At 61.4% G+C, this 17,976-nt stretch carries 17 protein-coding genes; 7 read left to right on the top strand and 10 right to left on the bottom strand.

Annotated elements, in window-relative coordinates; genetic code table 11:
• Window positions 1-45: 45 nt before the first annotated feature.
• The 4 genes from E5K00_RS05500 to E5K00_RS05485 form a co-directional block, all read right to left on the bottom strand.
• A complete protein-coding gene (locus E5K00_RS05500; RefSeq protein WP_135462251.1) occupies window positions 46-1,632 on the bottom strand; it encodes a TolC family protein in 1,587 nt (528 codons plus the stop codon).
• Window positions 1,633-1,636: 4 nt separating this feature from the next.
• On the bottom strand, window positions 1,637-3,010 hold the full coding sequence (locus E5K00_RS05495; protein WP_135462250.1) for an HlyD family secretion protein: 1,374 nt from the start codon (window positions 3,008-3,010) through the stop codon (window positions 1,637-1,639).
• Entirely contained in the window at window positions 3,003-4,016 is a 1,014-nt protein-coding gene (locus E5K00_RS05490; protein WP_135462249.1) for an ABC transporter transmembrane domain-containing protein, read from the bottom strand. Before E5K00_RS05490 ends, E5K00_RS05495 begins: the two co-directional genes overlap by 8 nt.
• A 383-nt stretch (window positions 4,017-4,399) precedes the next feature.
• Complete coding sequence (locus tag E5K00_RS05485) at window positions 4,400-5,374, bottom strand: c-type cytochrome (RefSeq protein WP_135462248.1); 975 nt, start codon at window positions 5,372-5,374, stop codon at window positions 4,400-4,402.
• Between the two features lie 209 nt (window positions 5,375-5,583).
• Between E5K00_RS05485 and E5K00_RS05480 the strand changes: the two genes are divergently transcribed.
• From E5K00_RS05480 to E5K00_RS05455, 6 genes are all read left to right on the top strand, one after another.
• Window positions 5,584-7,107 carry a sigma 54-interacting transcriptional regulator gene (locus E5K00_RS05480; protein WP_135462247.1) on the top strand — a complete coding sequence of 508 codons (1,524 nt, stop codon included), beginning with the start codon at window positions 5,584-5,586 and terminating at the stop codon, window positions 7,105-7,107.
• A gap of 239 nt (window positions 7,108-7,346) precedes the next feature.
• Window positions 7,347-8,546, top strand: coding sequence for an AAA family ATPase (locus tag E5K00_RS05475; protein WP_135462246.1), 1,200 nt, complete (start codon window positions 7,347-7,349; stop codon window positions 8,544-8,546).
• A 47-nt stretch (window positions 8,547-8,593) separates the two neighbouring features.
• The gene (locus E5K00_RS05470) at window positions 8,594-9,295 is read left to right on the top strand and encodes an HNH endonuclease family protein (RefSeq protein ID WP_135462245.1); all 702 of its coding nucleotides are present in this window, start codon (window positions 8,594-8,596) and stop codon (window positions 9,293-9,295) included.
• Window positions 9,296-9,410: 115 nt separating this feature from the next.
• Complete coding sequence (locus E5K00_RS05465; RefSeq protein ID WP_135462244.1) at window positions 9,411-9,995, top strand: helix-turn-helix domain-containing protein; 585 nt, start codon at window positions 9,411-9,413, stop codon at window positions 9,993-9,995.
• A 103-nt stretch (window positions 9,996-10,098) separates the two neighbouring features.
• Complete coding sequence (locus E5K00_RS05460; protein ID WP_135462243.1) at window positions 10,099-10,518, top strand: hypothetical protein; 420 nt, start codon at window positions 10,099-10,101, stop codon at window positions 10,516-10,518.
• Window positions 10,519-10,894: 376 nt separating this feature from the next.
• The gene (locus E5K00_RS05455; protein WP_135462242.1) at window positions 10,895-11,086 is read left to right on the top strand and encodes a hypothetical protein; all 192 of its coding nucleotides are present in this window, start codon (window positions 10,895-10,897) and stop codon (window positions 11,084-11,086) included.
• Between the two features lie 252 nt (window positions 11,087-11,338).
• Here the strand turns inward: E5K00_RS05455 and E5K00_RS05450 are convergent, their stop codons facing one another.
• Window positions 11,339-11,797: a peptidylprolyl isomerase gene (locus tag E5K00_RS05450; protein WP_135462241.1), complete on the bottom strand. Its 459-nt coding sequence runs from the start codon at window positions 11,795-11,797 to the stop codon at window positions 11,339-11,341.
• Between the two features lie 205 nt (window positions 11,798-12,002).
• Here E5K00_RS05450 and E5K00_RS05445 point away from each other — a divergent pair, with 205 nt between their 5' ends.
• Window positions 12,003-12,638: a fasciclin domain-containing protein gene (locus tag E5K00_RS05445; protein WP_135462240.1), complete on the top strand. Its 636-nt coding sequence runs from the start codon at window positions 12,003-12,005 to the stop codon at window positions 12,636-12,638.
• 230 nt (window positions 12,639-12,868) lie between these two features.
• Here E5K00_RS05445 and rsgA read toward each other — a convergent pair whose 3' ends face one another.
• From rsgA to E5K00_RS05420, 5 genes are all read right to left on the bottom strand, one after another.
• The gene (gene rsgA / locus E5K00_RS05440; RefSeq protein ID WP_135462239.1) at window positions 12,869-13,795 is read right to left on the bottom strand and encodes a ribosome small subunit-dependent GTPase A; all 927 of its coding nucleotides are present in this window, start codon (window positions 13,793-13,795) and stop codon (window positions 12,869-12,871) included.
• Window positions 13,796-13,919: 124 nt separating this feature from the next.
• Window positions 13,920-15,164: a 3-deoxy-D-manno-octulosonic acid transferase gene (locus E5K00_RS05435; protein WP_135462238.1), complete on the bottom strand. Its 1,245-nt coding sequence runs from the start codon at window positions 15,162-15,164 to the stop codon at window positions 13,920-13,922.
• Between the two features lie 146 nt (window positions 15,165-15,310).
• Window positions 15,311-15,949 carry a peroxiredoxin gene (locus E5K00_RS05430; RefSeq protein ID WP_135462237.1) on the bottom strand — a complete coding sequence of 213 codons (639 nt, stop codon included), beginning with the start codon at window positions 15,947-15,949 and terminating at the stop codon, window positions 15,311-15,313.
• A gap of 105 nt (window positions 15,950-16,054) precedes the next feature.
• Window positions 16,055-16,516, bottom strand: coding sequence for a Fur family transcriptional regulator (locus E5K00_RS05425; RefSeq protein ID WP_245328213.1), 462 nt, complete (start codon window positions 16,514-16,516; stop codon window positions 16,055-16,057).
• An 81-nt stretch (window positions 16,517-16,597) separates the two neighbouring features.
• Window positions 16,598-17,905 carry an aspartate kinase gene (locus E5K00_RS05420; RefSeq protein ID WP_135462236.1) on the bottom strand — a complete coding sequence of 436 codons (1,308 nt, stop codon included), beginning with the start codon at window positions 17,903-17,905 and terminating at the stop codon, window positions 16,598-16,600.
• Window positions 17,906-17,976: the final 71 nt, after the last annotated feature.

Below are 17,976 nucleotides of genomic sequence, written 5' to 3'. Positions count from 1 at the left end.
TCGCTCAGCATGACGTTCTTTTTGCGGGCTGTGCTCAGCAGCTGACTATTGCGCGCCCAGCGTGCGGGTGCCGGCGTAGTAATACAGCTCGGCGCGGGCTTTTTCGTAGCTGGCCCGCAGGCTTTCCTGCTTGAGGCGCAGCTCAATAAGCTTGGATTCGCGGGCGTTGATGAGGAAAATCGTGCTTTCGCCCAGCTCGAATTTCTGCAGCTCGGCCTGCAACAGGGTGCGTTGGTTGGCAATGGTTTGCTCCTGCAAGGCCAGCTGCCGCTCGTAGGCGCGCAGCGTGTTGAACACGGCCTGCACCTGGTTGACGATGGTACGGCGGCTCTGCTGCTGCTCCAGGGTGGCATCCTGCACTTTCAGGCGGGTTTGCTGGAGCTTGCCGCGCTCCTGCCGCAGAAACAGCGGAAACGAGAAATCCACGCCCAGCTTGTAGTTGTCCCAGCCGAAGTCGTAGTAGACCGGCACCTCGGGGCGGTAAAAGTCGCCGCGGCTGAGCAAGGTGCCGCTCACGCTGAGCTTGGGCTTGAGCAGCTCCCGGCGGTAGCGCTCTTCCACGCCCAGCTGCCGGATTTTGGCGTCGAGCTTGAGCAGCGTGGGGTGGGCCACCGCGGCCTGGCTTTGCAGCTGGCTGAACTGGGCACTATCGACCCGCACCAGCGTGGGGCGCTGGGGCATGGCGTAGGTGGGCAGCTCCACGGGCTGGGCGTCCTTGTTCCAGAGGTGGTTGGAGAGCAGCAGGCGGGCATTCTGCAATTCCACGGCCAGCTGTTCGGCCTGTAGCTGGCGGTCCTGCACCGTGATGCTGGCCTCCACCGAGTCGATGGGAGCCTGGTCGCCGAGCAGGGCGCGGCGGCTGGTAGCCCGGAAGCGGGTGTTGGCCAGGGCCACGCCTTCGCGCACCAGGGCGGCCTGCTGGTAGGTGTAGTACCAGGTCCAGTAGTCTTTCACGGCCTGCAGCCACACCTCGTTGATTTGCTTGACCCGGTCGGCCTCGGCGGCGGCCACCATGATGCGGGCTTGGCGCAGGGTACTGCGGCGCGCGTCAATGAGCAAGCCCGCCCCCAGCGGCACCGACAAGCCCACGCCCGCCAGCCCGTCGAGCGGAGTGCGGTACTCGGGGTTGACGTAGGTGCCCACCATCCGGTCGTAGCCGGCTTTCAGATCGATGCCGCCGGGCCAGAGCGGCACTTTCAGCTCGTTGGTCCAGCGGTTGTAGTAGTCGGTGCCGCCGAACAGCTTCCGGTCGAAGCCCGAGCCAAGCTTGGGGTCGAAGCCGCCGCGGGCGGCCAGCACCTGGGCCTGGGCATCGGCGCTGAGCAGGGCGGCCTGCTTCACCAGCGGGTGGTGGGCAAATACCAAATCGGCCAGGTCCTGCAGCGAAAACACCCGGGCCGTGTCCGGGGCCGCCGGGCCGGGCGCCAGCTGCCGGGTCTGGAGCGGGGCCGGGTCGCGGCCGGCTTCGCGCCGGGGCAGGGCGGGCGTCTGGGCCCGCAGGTCGGGAGCCAGGCTCAGCAAAATCAGTAGCGCGGCTAGAGTTGGTTTTTGGTAGTTGGTTTTTCGTGTTTGGTTGAGGTCGAGCCAAACACCAAACACGAAAAACCAAAAACCAGTCGGTCGTTTTTTCATGCGCCTACTTCTTGTCGGCTTGCGCCTTGATGGGAGCTTCGCTCGGGGCGGCCTGCAGGCTGGGCGGGAAGCCGTTGAGCTGCCGCCAGATTTCGTACCACACCGGCACCGAATCCAGAATCACCCAGCCATACACGCCCGAGCCCAGGCGCAGCTGCGCGGGCCAGGCCGGATCCTGCTGGCTGTGGCGGTCGGGGCGCACCAGCAGGCGGTACTTGCCGTTGGTAGTGCTCACCACGTCAATCACCGTCACGGTGCCGCCGAACGTGCCCACGGCCACCGAGGGCCAGCCCGAGAACTGCACCGCCGGCCAGCCGTCGAACTGCAGGCGTACGGGGCGGCCCCGCTGGATCAGGGGCACGTCCATGGCCCGCACGTACATTTCCACGGCCAGCACGGGCGCGTCGGGCTGCAGGGTGGCAATGGATTCGCCTTCCTTGATGGTTTCGCCGATGCCGGCCTTGAGCGTGCGCACCACGTAGCCGTCCTGCGGGGCCCGCACCACGTACAGGCCGCGGCGCACCTCCACGTTGCTGATCTTGTTGCGCAGGGCCGCTACCTCGCCCTCCGACGAAGCCCGGCTCGACACGGCCGAGCTGCGGTCCGACAGGGTTTTGGCCAGGTCCTGCTCGTACTTGGCCCGCAGGTTATTCAGCTCGATGCGGGCATTGGCAAACGACTGCTGGGAGTTGAGCAGCTTGTTGCGCTGGGCCGTCACCTTGGCCTGGTCTTCCTGCAGCTTCAGGCGGCGGGTTTCGATGTCGGTCAGGGAAAACAGCCCGTTTTTGTAGCCTTCCTCGTAGCGGGCCAGCCGGGCCTGGGCCACCTGAAACGCGTTGCGCACGGCCACCAAATCGGCCGAGTCGATGCGCACCGTGTTGCGGGCCTGGGTCACGCGGTTGCGGGCCGCGTCGAGCTGCACGTTCAGGGTCAGGCGCAGGGCCTGGATCTGCTGGTCGGTGGCCTCGATCTTGGCCGCGTTGGCCGCTACGTTGCCGCGCTTGGCGGCCAGCTGCTCGCTGAGCCGCTCGGGCAGGTTGGGGTCAAAGTACTCGTCCTTGATTTCGGAGATGGTCAGCAGCGTGTCGCCGCGCTTCACGAGCTGGCCCTCGCGCACGTTCCAGTGCTCAATGCGGCCGGCAATGGCGTTCTGCACGGTCTGCGGCCGGTCTTCGGGACGCAGGGTGGTGAGCATGCCCGAGCCCTCGATGGTCTGGCGCCAGGGCAGAAACAGGATAACCACGAAGATGAGGGCCACGGCCAGCAGCACCCGGCCCAGCAGCCGCGCGCCCTTGGACTGCAGTATTTCCCGGCGCGAGTGGGTCAGCTTCTCGTGCCAGATGGAGTCGTCGACGTTCTGGTTCGAAATATTAAGCATGGGCGTCGGCCGATTCAGGTTGCAGAAGAGGAAGGTCGGTGACGGTGGCCAGCTTTTCCACGCCGGTGAGCATGTCGAACACGGTGCCCACGCCGGTCATGAGCTTCTCGATGGAGCTGCTGATCTGCACGATGAGCACCTCGGCGGCCACAAACTGGCCCAGCGTCATTTGCCGCGACACCACGAACAGGGTGCCGGCAATGAGCAGGCCGCCGGTGAGCACCGTGCGCAGGGCAATGGCCCAGCCGTAGTAGTTCTTGAGCACCCGGAAATGGTCGTTGCGGGCCCGCAGGTAATGAGACGTCAACTCGTCGGTGCGCAGCAGGGCCTGCTCGCGGGCGGCGGGGTTGTCGCGAAACGCGGGCAGGTCGCCGGCCACCTGCTCAAGCCAGTCCACGGCCTTGTACTTGTAGGCCGATTCCTCGATGCTTGTGCGCAGGGCCCGGCGGTAGTTCAGCCAGTAGATGAGGCCCAGCATGAGCAGAATGGTGAAGCCCAGACCCACGAACACGGGGTGGTAAAACGAAAGCACAATGACGCCGAACAGAATCTGGATGCCGGCAAACATCAAGTCAATCAGCAGCTTGGTGAGGCCCTTCTGCACCGTCAGAATGTCGAAGAAGCGGTTCACCAGCTCGGCCGGATTCTCGCCTTCCAGCGCCTTGGGCTCGATGCGGGGCAGGCGGTAGGCATATTCGATGGCCGCCTTGGCAAACAGGCGCTGCTCCATGGCCTCGACCATCGTGAGCTGCCCGATGAGCAGCAGGCCGGCCAGCAGCACGCCCACCACGACCACCCCGATCAGGATGTAGGTGGAGCTGAACACGGCCCCAGTCGACACGAGGTTGAAGACGGCCTGCGTGCCCAGCGGCAGCGTGAGGCTGATCAGGCCGGTGGCTACGGCGTAATACAGAATGTAGCGAATGGCGCGGCGCTCGGGTTCGAGCATGCGGGTGAGCCGCTGCCAGGGAGTGGGGGGGGGTACCGCCAGTTGTTTGGTGGCCATGAGAGCAAAAAGAAGAAAAGAGTACAGCGCGGCACACTAGCCAGTAGCCGATTTCGCCCGCAAAGGTAGAGTGCCAATGAAAGCTCGGTCTTAAAACATGATTAAATCCATATTGGGAAGGAAATTTTTAATCCGCGTTTAATCATGCCAGCTTTGGGCCGCCCGGGGCACCTAGTACGGAGCAGTCATTCCAACCGTTACTCTAGCCGCCGGTAGCCAGTGTCCGGGCCGGTAGGCTCAGCTATTTACTGGCCCCGGCGCGCTAGCAAGGCCTGGCTGCTTAGTGCCCATACAACGCATAAAGCCCTTTCCCGGGTTACGGAAAAGGGCTTTGCAGACGACGGGCGGCCGGGCAGAACGGCCCCCGGACCAGAGCGGGCTGCTTACCGCGCCGCCACCGCGCCGCCGTCCTCGGCCGTCGCGTTGCTGATCTTGGGCAGGGTTTGCAGGTAGACAAACAGGGCGTGCACTTCCTCGTCGTCCATCTGGGAATACTTCGGCATGGGGTAGGCCAGCGGGCCGCGGGGCGTCATCCCGTACTTCACGGCCTGGGCAAACTGGGCTTCGGTCCAGTCGCCGATACCGGTTTCCGCGTCGAAGGTGAGGTTGCGGCTGTACACCTCCTGGCCCTGCAGGTTGAGCAGCTTGTTGCCCCCGCCCATGTAGCCTTCCGACTGCTCGGGTTCCAGGGAGTTGTTGGTTTTGAAATCCTTGCTGTGGCAGTCGTAGCACTTGTAGCGGCCCACCACCAGGTAGCGGCCAAAGGCCACGGCCTCGGTCGGGGCGGGGGCCACCACGGGGCCGGCCGGCAGGGGCGTGGGCTTCATAACGGTGTTTACCAGGGCCTTGGCCAGCAACGAAGGCTCCTGCTCGTGCGAGGGCGTGGGGTCGGGCCGCACCCACTCGTGGCCGGAGCGCAGGAAGGCCACCAGGCTGCTCACGTCCTCATCCGACATGTGTACGAAGCTGGGCATCACGATGCGGAAGCGCCCGTCGCGGCCGACGCCGGTGCGCAGCAGCGTTACCAGCTCGGCATCCGTCCAGGCCCCGATGCCGTGCTCTTTGTCCTGGGTGATGTTGGCCGAGTAGAGGCCCCCGAACTCCGGGGGCGTGTCGAGCAGGCGGTGGCCGGCCAGGCGGTTGGTTTGCCGGTTCAGGTGGCAGTCGGCGCAGCTGGAGAGCACCAGCTTTTCGCCCTGGGCCAGCCGGGCCGGGGTGGCCTCGATAAGCGGCATACCGGTTGGTTTGGGCACGTCGTAGCTGGGAATGCCCCGGGCCGAGACGAACACCACGAAGCCGACGGCCGCTACCACCACCACGGCCAGCAGCAGGCCCATAATTCGAAGAACTTTCCGCATAACGAGAGGTGTTTTGTAATTTTTGCAAGAATAGCTAATAATATATTTATACGCTACTGCGGCTCCTCACATAATCGGGTGATACCGGCCTTGGGGCGTCGGGGCCGGGCGCAACCGGGCCTCGAACCAATGACCCCCTTAGGCAGTTATAGCACTACCTTCCCGCGCCCGGCCTGCCACGCTGCCGGACGCCGTACCTTCCCCTCGATATGAAATCAACTGACATCCGTACCCTCGGTGACTTGAAAAAGTCTGGCTACCAGCCCCGTTCCGTGAAGCAGGAGCTGCGCGACAACCTGATTGCCAAGCTGCAAGCCAAAGAAGAGGTGTTTCCCGGCATCTACGGCTACGAGGAAACCGTTATTCCCGACCTGCAGCGCGCCATTCTGAGCATGCACCACATCAACCTGCTGGGCTTGCGCGGGCAGGCCAAGACGCGCATTGCCCGCCTCATGGTCGATTTGCTCGACGAGTACATTCCCGTCGTGGAAGGCTCGGAGCTCAACGACGACCCGCTGGAGCCCCTAAGCATCTACGCCAAAAACCTGATTGCCGAGAAGGGCGACGCCACGCCCGTAAGCTGGCTGCACCGCTCAGACCGCTACACCGAGAAGCTGGCCACCCCCGACGTATCGGTGGCCGACCTCATCGGCGACGCCGACCCCATCAAGGCCGCCACGCTGAAACTGCCCTACTCCGACGAGCGGGTGATTCACTTCGGCCTGATTCCCCGCTCGCACCGCGGCATTTTCGTGATTAACGAGCTGCCCGACTTGCAGGCCCGCATCCAGGTGTCGCTGTTCAACATCCTGCAGGAAGGCGACATCCAGATCCGGGGTTTCAAGGTGCGTTTGCCGCTTGATATCCAGTTCGTGTTTACGGCCAACCCCGAGGACTACACCAACCGGGGCTCCATCGTGACGCCCCTCAAGGACCGCATCGACTCCCAGATCATCACGCACTACCCCAAGAGCATCGAGGTCGGTAAGCGCATCACCAAGCAGGAAGCCCGCATCAAAGAGGAGCAGAAGGGCATGGTGACCTCCAACGAAATCATCCACGACCTGGTGGAGCAGGTGGCCGTGGAGGCCCGCGCCTCAGAGTTCGTCGACGCCAAGAGCGGCGTGTCGGCCCGCCTGACCATTGCCGCCTACGAAAGCCTGGTGAGTGCCGCCGAGCGGCGCGCCCTGATCAACGGCGAAAAGAAAACCTACGTGCGCATCGCCGATTTCCTGGCCGCCGTGCCCGCCCTCACCGGCAAGGTGGAGCTGGTCTACGAAGGCGAGCAGGAGGGAGCCGGCATCGTGGCCGAGAAGCTGATGGGCAAAGCCATCCGCACGCTGTTCCTGAACTACTTCCCCGACCCCGACAAGCAGAAAAAGGTGAAGTCGCGCCCCAACCCTTACAAGGAGGTGCAGGACTGGTTCGGGGCCGGCAACACCGTGGACGTGCTCAGCGACGCTTCCGACGAGGACTACCACGCCGCCCTGGAGCAGGTGCCCGGCCTGCGCGGCATCGTCACCTTCCTGCACCCCAACGAGGACGCCGAAACGACCTGGTTCCTGATGGAGTTCTGCCTGCACGGCCTGGCCGAGCACAGCCTGATTTCGCGCAACCGCGTCACGCGCGGCACCCAGTTCAAAGACCTCTTGTCGTCGATGTTCACCATGCCCAGCTTCGGCGGCGAGGATGACGACGAGGACGAGGACGAGAAGCCCCGCCGCCGCCGGTAGAAGCGGTGTAGAGACGCAACCTTGCGTCTCAATCGTTGCGTTGAACGATAAGTAGTGCGAAGGCGCGGACGACGAGACGCAACTATGCGTCTCTACGCCGTGCTGATACCAAAACGCCCCGCGTGCCGAAAGGTGCGCGGGGCGTTTTTGGTTACACTAAAGCTAGTTCAACGCTTAATCTACCGCAGTGCTACTTAACTTAGTGGCGACGGACGAATCAACCGCGCCTCACTCTGATCATGATAACCCGCGACGAATTTCCTTACCTCCAGCAACTGCTTATTAAAGACGCTTATGCTGCAAAAAACATAATTGTTCCGGTGTTCCAATTAGGACAAAGGTCTAAGCACTTGCTTTTGACAGGCAAAAATGGGTCTGGAAAAACAACTGTGCTTCAACACCTAGCCTCAATTATACATTTTGATACTGACCATTATAATCCATTAAGCTCTTCTGGATCTATACAGCGTTCCGAGACAATTCCTAGTATTGTACGAATGGTTGAACCATCGTTTTTCAGTGCGAATAATGTTCCATACAATGGCTTGCGAAATTTTGCTAATCAAATTATCCTCGCCTATTTCGAGGCTAGTAGGAAAGTTAGTGTTAGGGAAGTTACAACTGTCACTAGAGAAGATTCATTAGAGTCACAAATAGCCCAGAGCAAGATGGGCAAATCACCTGCTGAGCTTTTCAAACAGTATCTTGTCAATAAAAAAGTTTTTCAGGTTTTTGATATAATGGAGGGCAGAGGCGAGGAGTCCAAACACCAAGCAGCTTTCTTCCTCAAATTAGAGCAGACCCTGGCCAAAATCTTCGAAGACCCCGGTACCAAACTCGAATTCGTCCGGGAGAACTTCGAGTTCTATATCAATCTCTCTGATGGTCGCCGTTTTACCTTTAATCAGCTTTCCGCAGGATTTTCCGCCTTTCTGAGCATCCTCACGGACTTGCTCATGCGCACCGACCTGCTGCGCAAACAAGCTAACGACTATAGCTACGACCCCTGCGGCTTCGTGCTCATCGATGAGCCCGAAACCCACCTGCATCTGGAAATGCAGTACCAGATTCTGCCGCTGCTCACGAGTTTATTTCCCAACCTGCAATTCATCGTAGCGACTCACTCGCCGGCCGTGGCCTCCAGCATTACCGGTGCCACGGTGTTTGACTTAAGTACCGGTGAGGTGCTGGGCGACCAAGCGGCAGGCAGCAGTTACTCAGAGCTCATGCAAACCCACTTTGGGGTCGAGAATGAGTATTCTAACGTGGCGGATGCTATTCTGGCCGAAGTAGATGAAATTCGGGCAATGCCTGATCGAACTCAGGCGCTGGCCCGGCTGCAACGACTAATGGAGGAAAAGGGCCAGTATATGTCGCCGGTGCTCCAACTGGATATTCAGGCCCAGATTCTTCACCTAAAGCGCGAGCAGGCCGCATGATTGAGTTGAAGCGCCCGCCCGTACCGGCCACGCTTAATACGCCGGCCATGCACCAGTATATTAATGATTGTGCTGCCTATGCCGCTACCTGCGCTGTGGCTATCGATCCTTCCAAAGTACCTCTGCCTAATAAGCCCGGCGACTATCGGACCTCTGATGTACTCCAGGCGTTTGATACCGGATTTTTTGCAAAATGCTACCTGACCGAGCACTTGCACGGTAGTTCCTACGAGATGGATGTAGATCATTTCGTACCTGTCAATCAGAACTTGGCGCTCAAATACGAGTGGGCTAATTTGTTTCCAGCGGCTCATAAAGCGAATATGATGCGGCCACGTGGGTGGCCCGCAGGTGGCTTACTGGACCCCTGTAACGACCAAGTAGAAACCCGACTGCTGGCTACGATTGGTCCGCTTGGCCGTGACCCCCGCTTTGAAGCTGCTGACCCCACCGACCAAGCTGCGAGCAACACGGCTGAGTTGCTTAATCTGCTTCACAATGGTAAAGTTGGTGACGAAGTGTCACGGCAGAATACGAAGCATTTACGCGTAACTATCATGGAGCAATATGATAGGGTAATGCGGGCCATTCAAAAGTTTCTCGCGGCTCAAAATGGCAGTAATCCACAAGTTTTAGCTAATGCCCGCCGCCAGTTGGGTGATTTATTATCACGGCGGGCCCCCTTCACGCAATTGATGCGGTCAATGGAGGCAGTAATAGAGTTTGTTCCGACTGATTTGCTGGATTAAGCATAAGTAAGCAAACAGCCCCGGCCGCCCCCGCAGTCGGGGCTTCTTGCTGCCATTGAGATTTTGCAGCATATTTTTTACATTTTGAAAAATATGCTGCAAAAACCAACTCCGTATGCCGCGTAGGTCGATACCCTCTACCACACTGCTGGCCCAGGTCCGCAAGCACTTCGGCCTCGATCAGCAGGAGCTGGCCGACTACTTCGGCATTAGCCGCCCCTACGTAGCCGACATCGAAGCCGGCCGCCGCGTGCTCACCAGCCGGGTGCTCTTGCGCCTCAACCCCCTGGCCGCCCTGCTGCCCGCCGAAGCACCGGCCCGGCCCGCGTCCCCTGCGCCCGAGGTGGTTCCACCCGGCGTGCCGGCCCCCGGACCATTACAGGACCGCCTGGCCGCCTGCCGCCACCAGGCCCGCAAGCTGCGCCAGGAGCTGCAGAAGCTGGCCGCCGCCCACGCCGGGGCCCAGCGCTGGCTAGCGGTGCTGCCCGGCTTGTTGGCTGCTCCAGGGTTGCCCGCCGCCCTGGCTACGCTCGCCGAGGCGGCCCGCGCCCGGCAGTGGCTGCTGGCGCGGCAGCAGCAGGCCCACGCCACCCTGCACGATGCCGAGGGTGCCGCCCGCTACCACCTGCTGCGGCTGCGGGCCGAGGCCCTCGAAACCGAGGCCGCAGGCTTGGCTGCGCTGCTGGCCGGTGGGGCGTGAGCCAGTCGTGCGGCGGCCCGAAAATATTTATAGCCTCCGGATAATATTCAATCAACAACTGCTCTATATTCCGGCATAGTTCACCTTTTAACTCCTTATCCTTATGGCTCTTGATCCGAGCATTCTCACCAACCCAGCCGAGTGCGACGAAGTACTCGACGACCTGACCGCCGAACTGGCCAGCTACCAGAACCGCGACACTAACCAGGACTACGCCGATACCCGTTCCGAGCAGGTTAAGGCGAAAATTAAAGCTCTGCTGACCGGGGTAGAAGCCGAAATAACGGCCTTTACTACCATCCTGGCCACGGTAGGGCTGCCCGACGATGTGCGCAAGTATAATGAAAGCAAGCTGCGCAAAGCCAACTTCCGCCGGGCCAACCTGCTGGAGCAGGGCAGCGCCCGCAGCAATGCCGCCCGCTTCCTGGCCGCCGTCGATGCCGAGCAGATAGATGCCCAGGTCGCCGTGCTGACCAACGCCATAACCAAAGTGACGGAGCGCCGCGCCCAGCTGAGCGCCTAGCCCTGCCACCCCCGTTACGCTATACCTATCCGCAACAACCCAAGGCCCTTCTGCCCCCGGCAGAGGGGCCTTGCTGCGTTTGGGGGGAGAGCCGGAACGTATCCCGGCGGCTTCCGTGGGGCCGATGCGGATCAGACGGCCGGAGCGGGGCCGGCCGGGCAGCGGCACGCGGCGCGTAAGCGGCTCTACGGCCGACTTGGGCCGCCGCGCAACACGCTCGAAGAGAAAACCTTTGCCTTCGGATAGCAAAACCCACCCTTCGGCAAAACTTTCCGGACGGCGGGAACCGGTTGCGTTGCTTTGTATCATTCCAACGGCCCACCGGGCATTCGGAACCCAAACCACGACAACTCCACGCTTCCAACCTTTTTCTGCCATGAACGCTTCCCTCATCGCCCGCCTCGCTTCGCTGCTTTTCGTACTCGCCCTGCTGGTGCCGGGCACCCCGGCACAGGCCGGCCGCGTGCCCAGTGCGCGGAGCGTGAGCAAAGGTCGCCCCACGGTGCACCGCCCCAACTACAAGCAATACAATGCCAACAACACGCGTTGGTTCTTCCAGCGCTGGTAGGCCGCTGCTTTCAACAGTCCCTACCGGTTTTTTTACACACCGCCCCTTGCAAACACAAGAAAGCCGGCTGAGGAATCAGCCGGCTTTCTTGTGTTTGGTGGTTTGTTGTCAAACAAAACGTCATTCCGAGCTTGTCGAGGAATCTCGCGTGCTGACGTAGGATTAGTAACTCAACGACGCCATGCGAGATTCCTCGGCTTCGCTCGGAATGACGTTCTGTTTGGCAACTGACAACCAGCAACTATCTAAAACCTACGCCTCGTTGACGACGATTTTCTTGATTTCGTCGTTGGCTTTGATCTGGTCGATGATGTCCAGGCCTTCAACCACTTTGCCGAACACGGTGTGGTTGCGGTCGAGGTGGGCGGTGTTGTCGCGGCTGTGCACAATGAAGAACTGCGAGCCGCCGGTGTTGCGGCCGGCGTGGGCCATGCTCAGCACGCCGCGGTCGTGGTACTGGTTGCCGCCTTTCAGCTCGCAGTCGATTTTGTAGCCGGGGCCGCCGGTGCCGGGCGTGCCTTTGGCGCCGTCGCGGGAGTTGGGGCAGCCGCCCTGCACCACGAAGTTCGGGATGACGCGGTGGAATTTCAGGCCGTCGTAGAAGCCTTTCTGGGCCAGATCGGTGAAGTTCTTGACCGTGTTGGGAGCGTCCTGCTCAAAGAACTCGACTTTCATCACGCCGTGCGTGGTGTGGATTTCGGCAGTTTTCATGCGGAGAAAAGGAAATAGGTGGATGCGTAAAAGCGCAAGGCCCGGTAAAAGGTTTCGCGCCGGGCAAAGGTAGCCAATTCGGGGCGCGGCAAAACAACCCTTCCGGCGCCGGGTTTCGTACACACGGCAACAATGCCGGAAGATGAATATTTCGATATTGCGCCCGACCTTTCGCCCATCACCTAACCCCTCCGTTCCCCCGTCGATGAAAAAGATCCTGAGAACCGCCTCGGTTGCGCTGAGCGCCGCCGTTCTGGCCACGGCCAGCCTGAGCAGCTGCTCCGACAACAAAACCACCGAAAACGCCACCGCCGAAACCGACGCCATTGCCACCGTCGACTCGGCTGCCATGATGACCGACTCGGCCCGTATGGGCAAGCCCGAAGGGGTGATGGTCGACGGCGTGGCCATGACGCCCGATAAGAACATCATCCAGAACGCCGTGCAGGCCACCAGCGTCAGCACCCTGGTGCGGGCCGTGTCGGCCGCCGACCTGGGCGGCACGCTCAGCGGTCCGGGGCCGTTCACGGTGTTTGCGCCCACCAACTCAGCCTTTATTCAGCTGCCCAAGGGCGCTATGGCCGGCCTGATGAAGCCCGAAAGCAAAGAGAAGCTCAAGGGCGTGCTCACCTACCACGTTATTGCCGGCCGCCTCGTGGCCTCCGACCTGAAAGACGGGCAGGAGCTGACCACCGTGAACGGCGAGAAAGTGAAAATCTCGGTGAAGGGCGGCAAAATCATGGTCAACAACGCCACCATCCAGATTCCCGACGTTATTTCCAGCAACGGCGTCACCCACGTCATCGACCAGGTGCTGCTGCCCCCCGCCCCGAACCTGTAGCCTTCTTGGCCTCACCCCACCCGCATCTGCTTTATGCGCAGAGTCCCGAGGAGAGGGAGCCGAATGGCGCAAACGAACGAAAGCCGCAGCTTCTCAGCTGCGGCTTTCGTTTTTCTACGGAATTCAATAGTAGTGGTAGCAGCTGCGGAGGCGTGAGCCGACGTGGCTGCGTGGAACGATGTCGTCAGGCTCCCTCTCCTCGGGAGAGGGTTGGGGTGAGGCCAAGAAGGCTAGTGCCGGTTGTCGTCGTCGTTGAGCATGCTCACGTAGCTGTCGTAGCGGGGCAGGGCTATTTTGCCCTTGTCCACGGCCTCGCGCACGGCGCAGCCGGGCTCGTGCACGTGCTGGCAGTTGTGGTAGCGGCACTGGTTGAGCAGGGCGCGCATCTCGGGGAAAAAGTGCGCCAGCTGCCCGGGCGGGATATCAACCAACCCCAGCTCCTTGATGCCGGGCGTGTCAATCAGGTAGGTGCCGGGGCGCACTTCCAGCATTTCGGCGAAGGTGGTGGTGTGCACGCCCTTGTCGGAAAACTCACTGATTTCGGCCGTCTTCAAATCCAGATCGGGCACCAGGGCATTGATCAGCGTGCTTTTGCCCACGCCCGAGTGGCCCGACAGCAACGACACCTTCCCATCGAGCAGGGCATCCACTTCCTCGACGCCCTCGCCCGAGTGGGCCGAGCAGCGCAGGCCGGGGTAGCCGGTGCGCTTGTACATCTTCAGCACCTGATCCTGGTACTCGGAAAGGTCCTGGTCGTAAAGGTCGGTTTTGTTGAAAATCAGCGTGACCGGGATGCTGTAGGCCTCTGCCGTGACCAGAAACCGGTCGATGAACCCGAACGAGGTGGCCGGCGACACCAACGTGACGACCAGCAGCGCTTGGTCGAGGTTGGCGGCCACGATGTGGGCGTGTTCGGCCTTGTGCACCGAGCGGCGGATGATGTAGTTGCGGCGCGGCTCGATGTGGTGAATCACGCCCGCGCCCTCGGTTTGCTCCTCCACCGTAAAGTCGACCTGGTCGCCCACGGCCAGCGGGTTGCTCACCTTCAGGTTCTTGTTCTTGAACTTGCCCCGCAGCCGGCACCGATGCAGCTTGCCCGTGCTGGTTTCGCGCACCAGGTACCAGGAGCCCGTCGATTTAACTACAATACCGGTCATCTGTGAATGAGTGAATGAGTGAGTTAGTGAGTTGGTGAAATGGTGAGTTAGTGAAATAGTGAGTTTGATGCTCAATTTGCGCAAGACTGCGCCAGCAGAACGAAAAACTCACTCATTCACTAACTCACTCATTCACAGCAAGCCACTGCATGATGCGGGCGGTGGCGCCGGCTTTCTGATGCACGTATTCCAGGCTGAGGTCCTGCACCACGAGGCGGTTGGTTTCGTAGTGGAAGAGCGGGGCAAAGGCATCCTTCAGCTCCTGGGCCGTGCGCACCGGGAAGGCGCAGCCCAGCTCCACCAGGTCAATGGCTTCCTGGAATTTGCCGTAGGTGGGGCCAAAGAACAGGGGCAGGCCGAAGGCGGCGGCTTCCAGCGTGTTGTGCAGGCCCTTGCCAAAGGCCCCGCCGACGTAGGCAAAGTGCCCAAACCGGTAGAGCTGGCTGAGCAGGCCCACGTTGTCGATGAGCAGCACCGCGGCCTGACCCACGGTGGCGGGCTGGGCCTGGGAGTAGCGCACCACCTTACCCGGCAGGGCTTCCTCCACAATGCGCAGGTTGGCCTCGCTGATTTCGTGGGGCGCCACGATAAAGCGCAGCTCCTGCTGGTACTGCTGCATCAGGGGCGTCAGCACGGGCATGTCTTCGGGCCAGCTGCTGCCCACGATGCACACGGGCAGCCAGTCGTCGGTGAAGGCATCTACCAGGGGCAGCTCCCGGGGCGGGGCCAGGGCCGTGCGCACCACCGTGTCGAAGCGGGTGTCGCCGGCCACGCTGGCCCGCGTGATGCCCGCCTGCCGGAGCAGCTGCACTGAGGCCTCGTTTTGGGTGAAGATGTGGGTGAAGCACTGCAGCATGCGGCGGTAGAAGCCGCCCCAGGGCTTAAAGAACACCTGGCCCGGCCGGAAAATGGCCGACACGCAGATGGTGGGCACCCGGCGCTGCCGCAACCCGGCCAGCAGGTAGTACCAGAACTCGTACTTCACGAACACCGCCAGCCGGGGCTGCACGGCCTCCAGAAACTCCTGGGCGTTGCGGCGGGTGTCGAGGGGCAGGTAAAACACGTAGGCGGCTCCCGGCCAGTTGTGGCGCACCGCGTAGCCCGAGGGCGAAAAGAACGTCAGCACGATTTTGTGGCTGGGGTGCTGCTGGGCGTAGGCCTCCATCAGGGGGCGGCCCTGCTCAAACTCGCCCAGGGAAGCGCAGTGAAACCACACCCGGGGCGCGGTATCGGCCTGCAGCGTCGCCCGGATGTGGGCCAGCAGCCCCCGGCGCCCGGCCACCCACTGCTCGGCTTTGGGCACGAAGGGCGCTACCAGCCGCAGCAGCAGCGCGTAGAGGTGAAGGCCAATGGTATAGAGGAAAAGCAAGTCGGAAGGTGTGAGGCGGGAAGAGGAAGCCCGGCAAAAGCGGATAATCCGGCAAAAATAGGTTTTTACCAGCCGTTAAACGAAAAAAGCCCCAACCGGCCGGTTGGGGCTTTCCAGATTCGGGACGTCTTGTTCCCAAAAGGAGATTAGTGGGAGGCCTGCTTGCCCAGGTAGCTGGCTACGCCCTCACGGGTAGCTTCCATGCCTTCCTTGCCTTCTTCCCAGTTGGCGGGGCACACCTCGCCTTTGGCTTCGAAGTACTGCAGGGCATCCACCATGCGCATGGCTTCGTCGATGCTGCGGCCCAGGGGGCCGTCGTTTACTACCTGGTGGCGCACGATGCCGTCCTTGTCGATCAGGAACAGGCCGCGGTAGGCCAGGGGCGAACCCACGAAGGTCATTTCGCCGGCTTCGTTGTAGTCGTAGTGGCCGCCCAGCACGTCGTAGTTCGAGGCAATGGTTTTGGTAGCGTCAGCCACCAGCGGGTAGGTCACGCCTTCGATGCCGCCGTTGTCGCGGGGCGTCTGCAGCCAGGCGAAGTGCGAGAAGTGGGTATCGGTCGAGCAGCCAACAATAGCTACACCTTTAGCTTCGAAATCGGCCAGGCGCTCCTGGAACGCAATGATTTCGGTGGGGCACACGAACGTGAAGTCGGCGGGGTAGAAATAGAAGATGACGTGCTTCTTGCCCAGGTAGCGGTCCAAAGAGAAATCCTCTTCGAATTCGCTGTCGATTACGGCCGTAGCCTTGAAAGAAGGAGCACGCTTGCCAACGAGAACTGCCATTGTATGGAGGGTAATGAAAAGTGAAAAAAGAAAGAAATTTCAGTTGTCAGCTGCTAGTTGTCAGCGCGGGCTAACAACAGACAACTACCAACGAGCAACTAGTATTTACGAAATGCGGGACCCAGCAATGTGCAGGGAAAAGGAGTGGGGCTGAAAGTTGTCCAGCCCGTGCGTCGCGAAAAAGTCGCGGATCAGCGCGTCCAGCTCGGGGTTGCTGTAGTCGATGATTTCCTTGGTGTTGGTGCAGTACAGGTGGTGATGGGCCTGGCAGTCGGAGTCGTAGCGGCGGCAGGCACCTTCGGTGGAGGCCACGCGCTTGGTCAGGCCCACGGCCACGAAGCTGTCCAGGGTTTTATACACCGTGCCCAACGACACGGTGGGCTCGGTGAGCACCACCTGCCGGTGTACCTGCTCGGCCGTGGGGTGGCCGGGCAGTTGCAGCAGGCTCTCCAGAATCAGGATGCGCTGGGTGGTAGCCCGCAGGCCGGCCGTCGCCAGCCGCTGCCGGAGCGTCGCCTGATCCGGGGGACAGGGCAGGGAATGAGAAGGGTCGGATGAAAGCGTCACAGGTAAGAATGATTCTCCACAAAGGTAGTTAGAGAAGCCATTGCCCGGCAAAAAGGTTTAAAAAACGGCCTAAAATCCGTTTTAGGCCGGCAGCGGGGCGGGCGTGGCCCGGCACACAAACTGGAACGTCTGGCGGGTGCGCTGCTCGAGCAGCAACTCGCGGCCCTCCGTCAGCTGCCGGATACTGTTGCCGTCGTAGTTCTTGATGTTGTAGAGCTCCAGGTTGGCGTTGTAGCGGATGGTAAACTGGCTGCGCAGCAACTCCAGCAGCTTTTCCAGGCGGTAGGGCGAGAAGTCGGTGCAGACCGAAAAGGAAATGGCCGAGTTCTGCATCATATTGATTTTCAGTCGGGCCTGCGACAGAGCCCCGAAAATTACCTCCAGGTTTTCCTCCGAAATAAAGGTCAGGTCCTTCGACTCAAAGGAAATCAGGCACTGGCCGTCCTTGCGGATAAAGGCCGGGGCCAGCAGCCCGTGCTGGCAGTCGCCAATGCGGGTGCCCTCGGCCGTGGGGTTCAGAAACGACTTGACGAACAGCGGAATGCCGCGCAGGGCCAGGGGCTTGATGGTTTTGGGGTGAATCACGGACGCGCCGTAGTACGCCATTTCGATGGTTTCCTGGTAGCTGATTTCCGGGTAGCGCACCGTGTCGGCGAAAAACTTGGGGTCGGCGTTGAGCAGGCCGGCCACGTCTTTCCAGATGGTCACGGCCTGGGCCTGCAGGCAGTAGGCGAAAATGGCCGCGCTGTAGTCCGAGCCTTCCCGGCCCAGCGTGGTCGTTTGCCCGTTGGGGGTAGCGCCCAGAAAGCCCTGCGTCACGACCGGGCCGTGGTGTAGCAGCGTGGGCACCTGGTCGCGCACGTTCTGCTCGGTGGTGGCCCAGTCCACGCGGCCTTCGCGCCAGGTGTGGTCGGTGCGCAGCAGAGGGCGGCAGTCGAGCCACTGCGCGTCTAGGGCCCGGGCCACGATGCGGGTTGAGAGCAGCTCCCCGCAGCTCACGGTCTGGTCGTAGTAGTGGTCGTAGTGGTCGGGGCCGGGCCGCTCGTGCGCCACGGTGCTCAAGTGGTAGCTCAGTTCGTTGAAGTGCCCGTCCAGCTCTTCCCGCAGCTCGGCCTCCGTGGCCGGGGCGGCCGCGAAAAGGGCCTTCACCACGTCGTAATGATAGTCGTGCAGCGTGGCCAGCTGCGGGGCGTAGTCCTGGCCGCTGAAGGCCTGGTGATAAATTGCTTCCAGCGCGTTGGTGGTCTTGCCCATGGCCGATACCACAATCAGTACCTGACCGCCGGCGGCGTGCTCCCGCACGATTCCGACCACGTTGGCAATGGCGGCCGCGTCTTTCACCGAGGCGCCGCCAAACTTATAAACCTGTAAGGAATAGGGGTTCTGCATACGCCAAAAGTAGGCAGCCAGCCGCATATCTGGCGAAAAACCTTAGTTTTGTAAGCCAGAACAACAGCTCA

The sequence above is a fragment of the Hymenobacter aquaticus genome (assembly GCF_004765605.1).
Lineage (GTDB): Bacteria > Bacteroidota > Bacteroidia > Cytophagales > Hymenobacteraceae > Hymenobacter > Hymenobacter aquaticus.
Note: the sequence above shows the minus strand (reverse complement) of the source record. Positions and strands in the feature narration are given on the sequence as shown.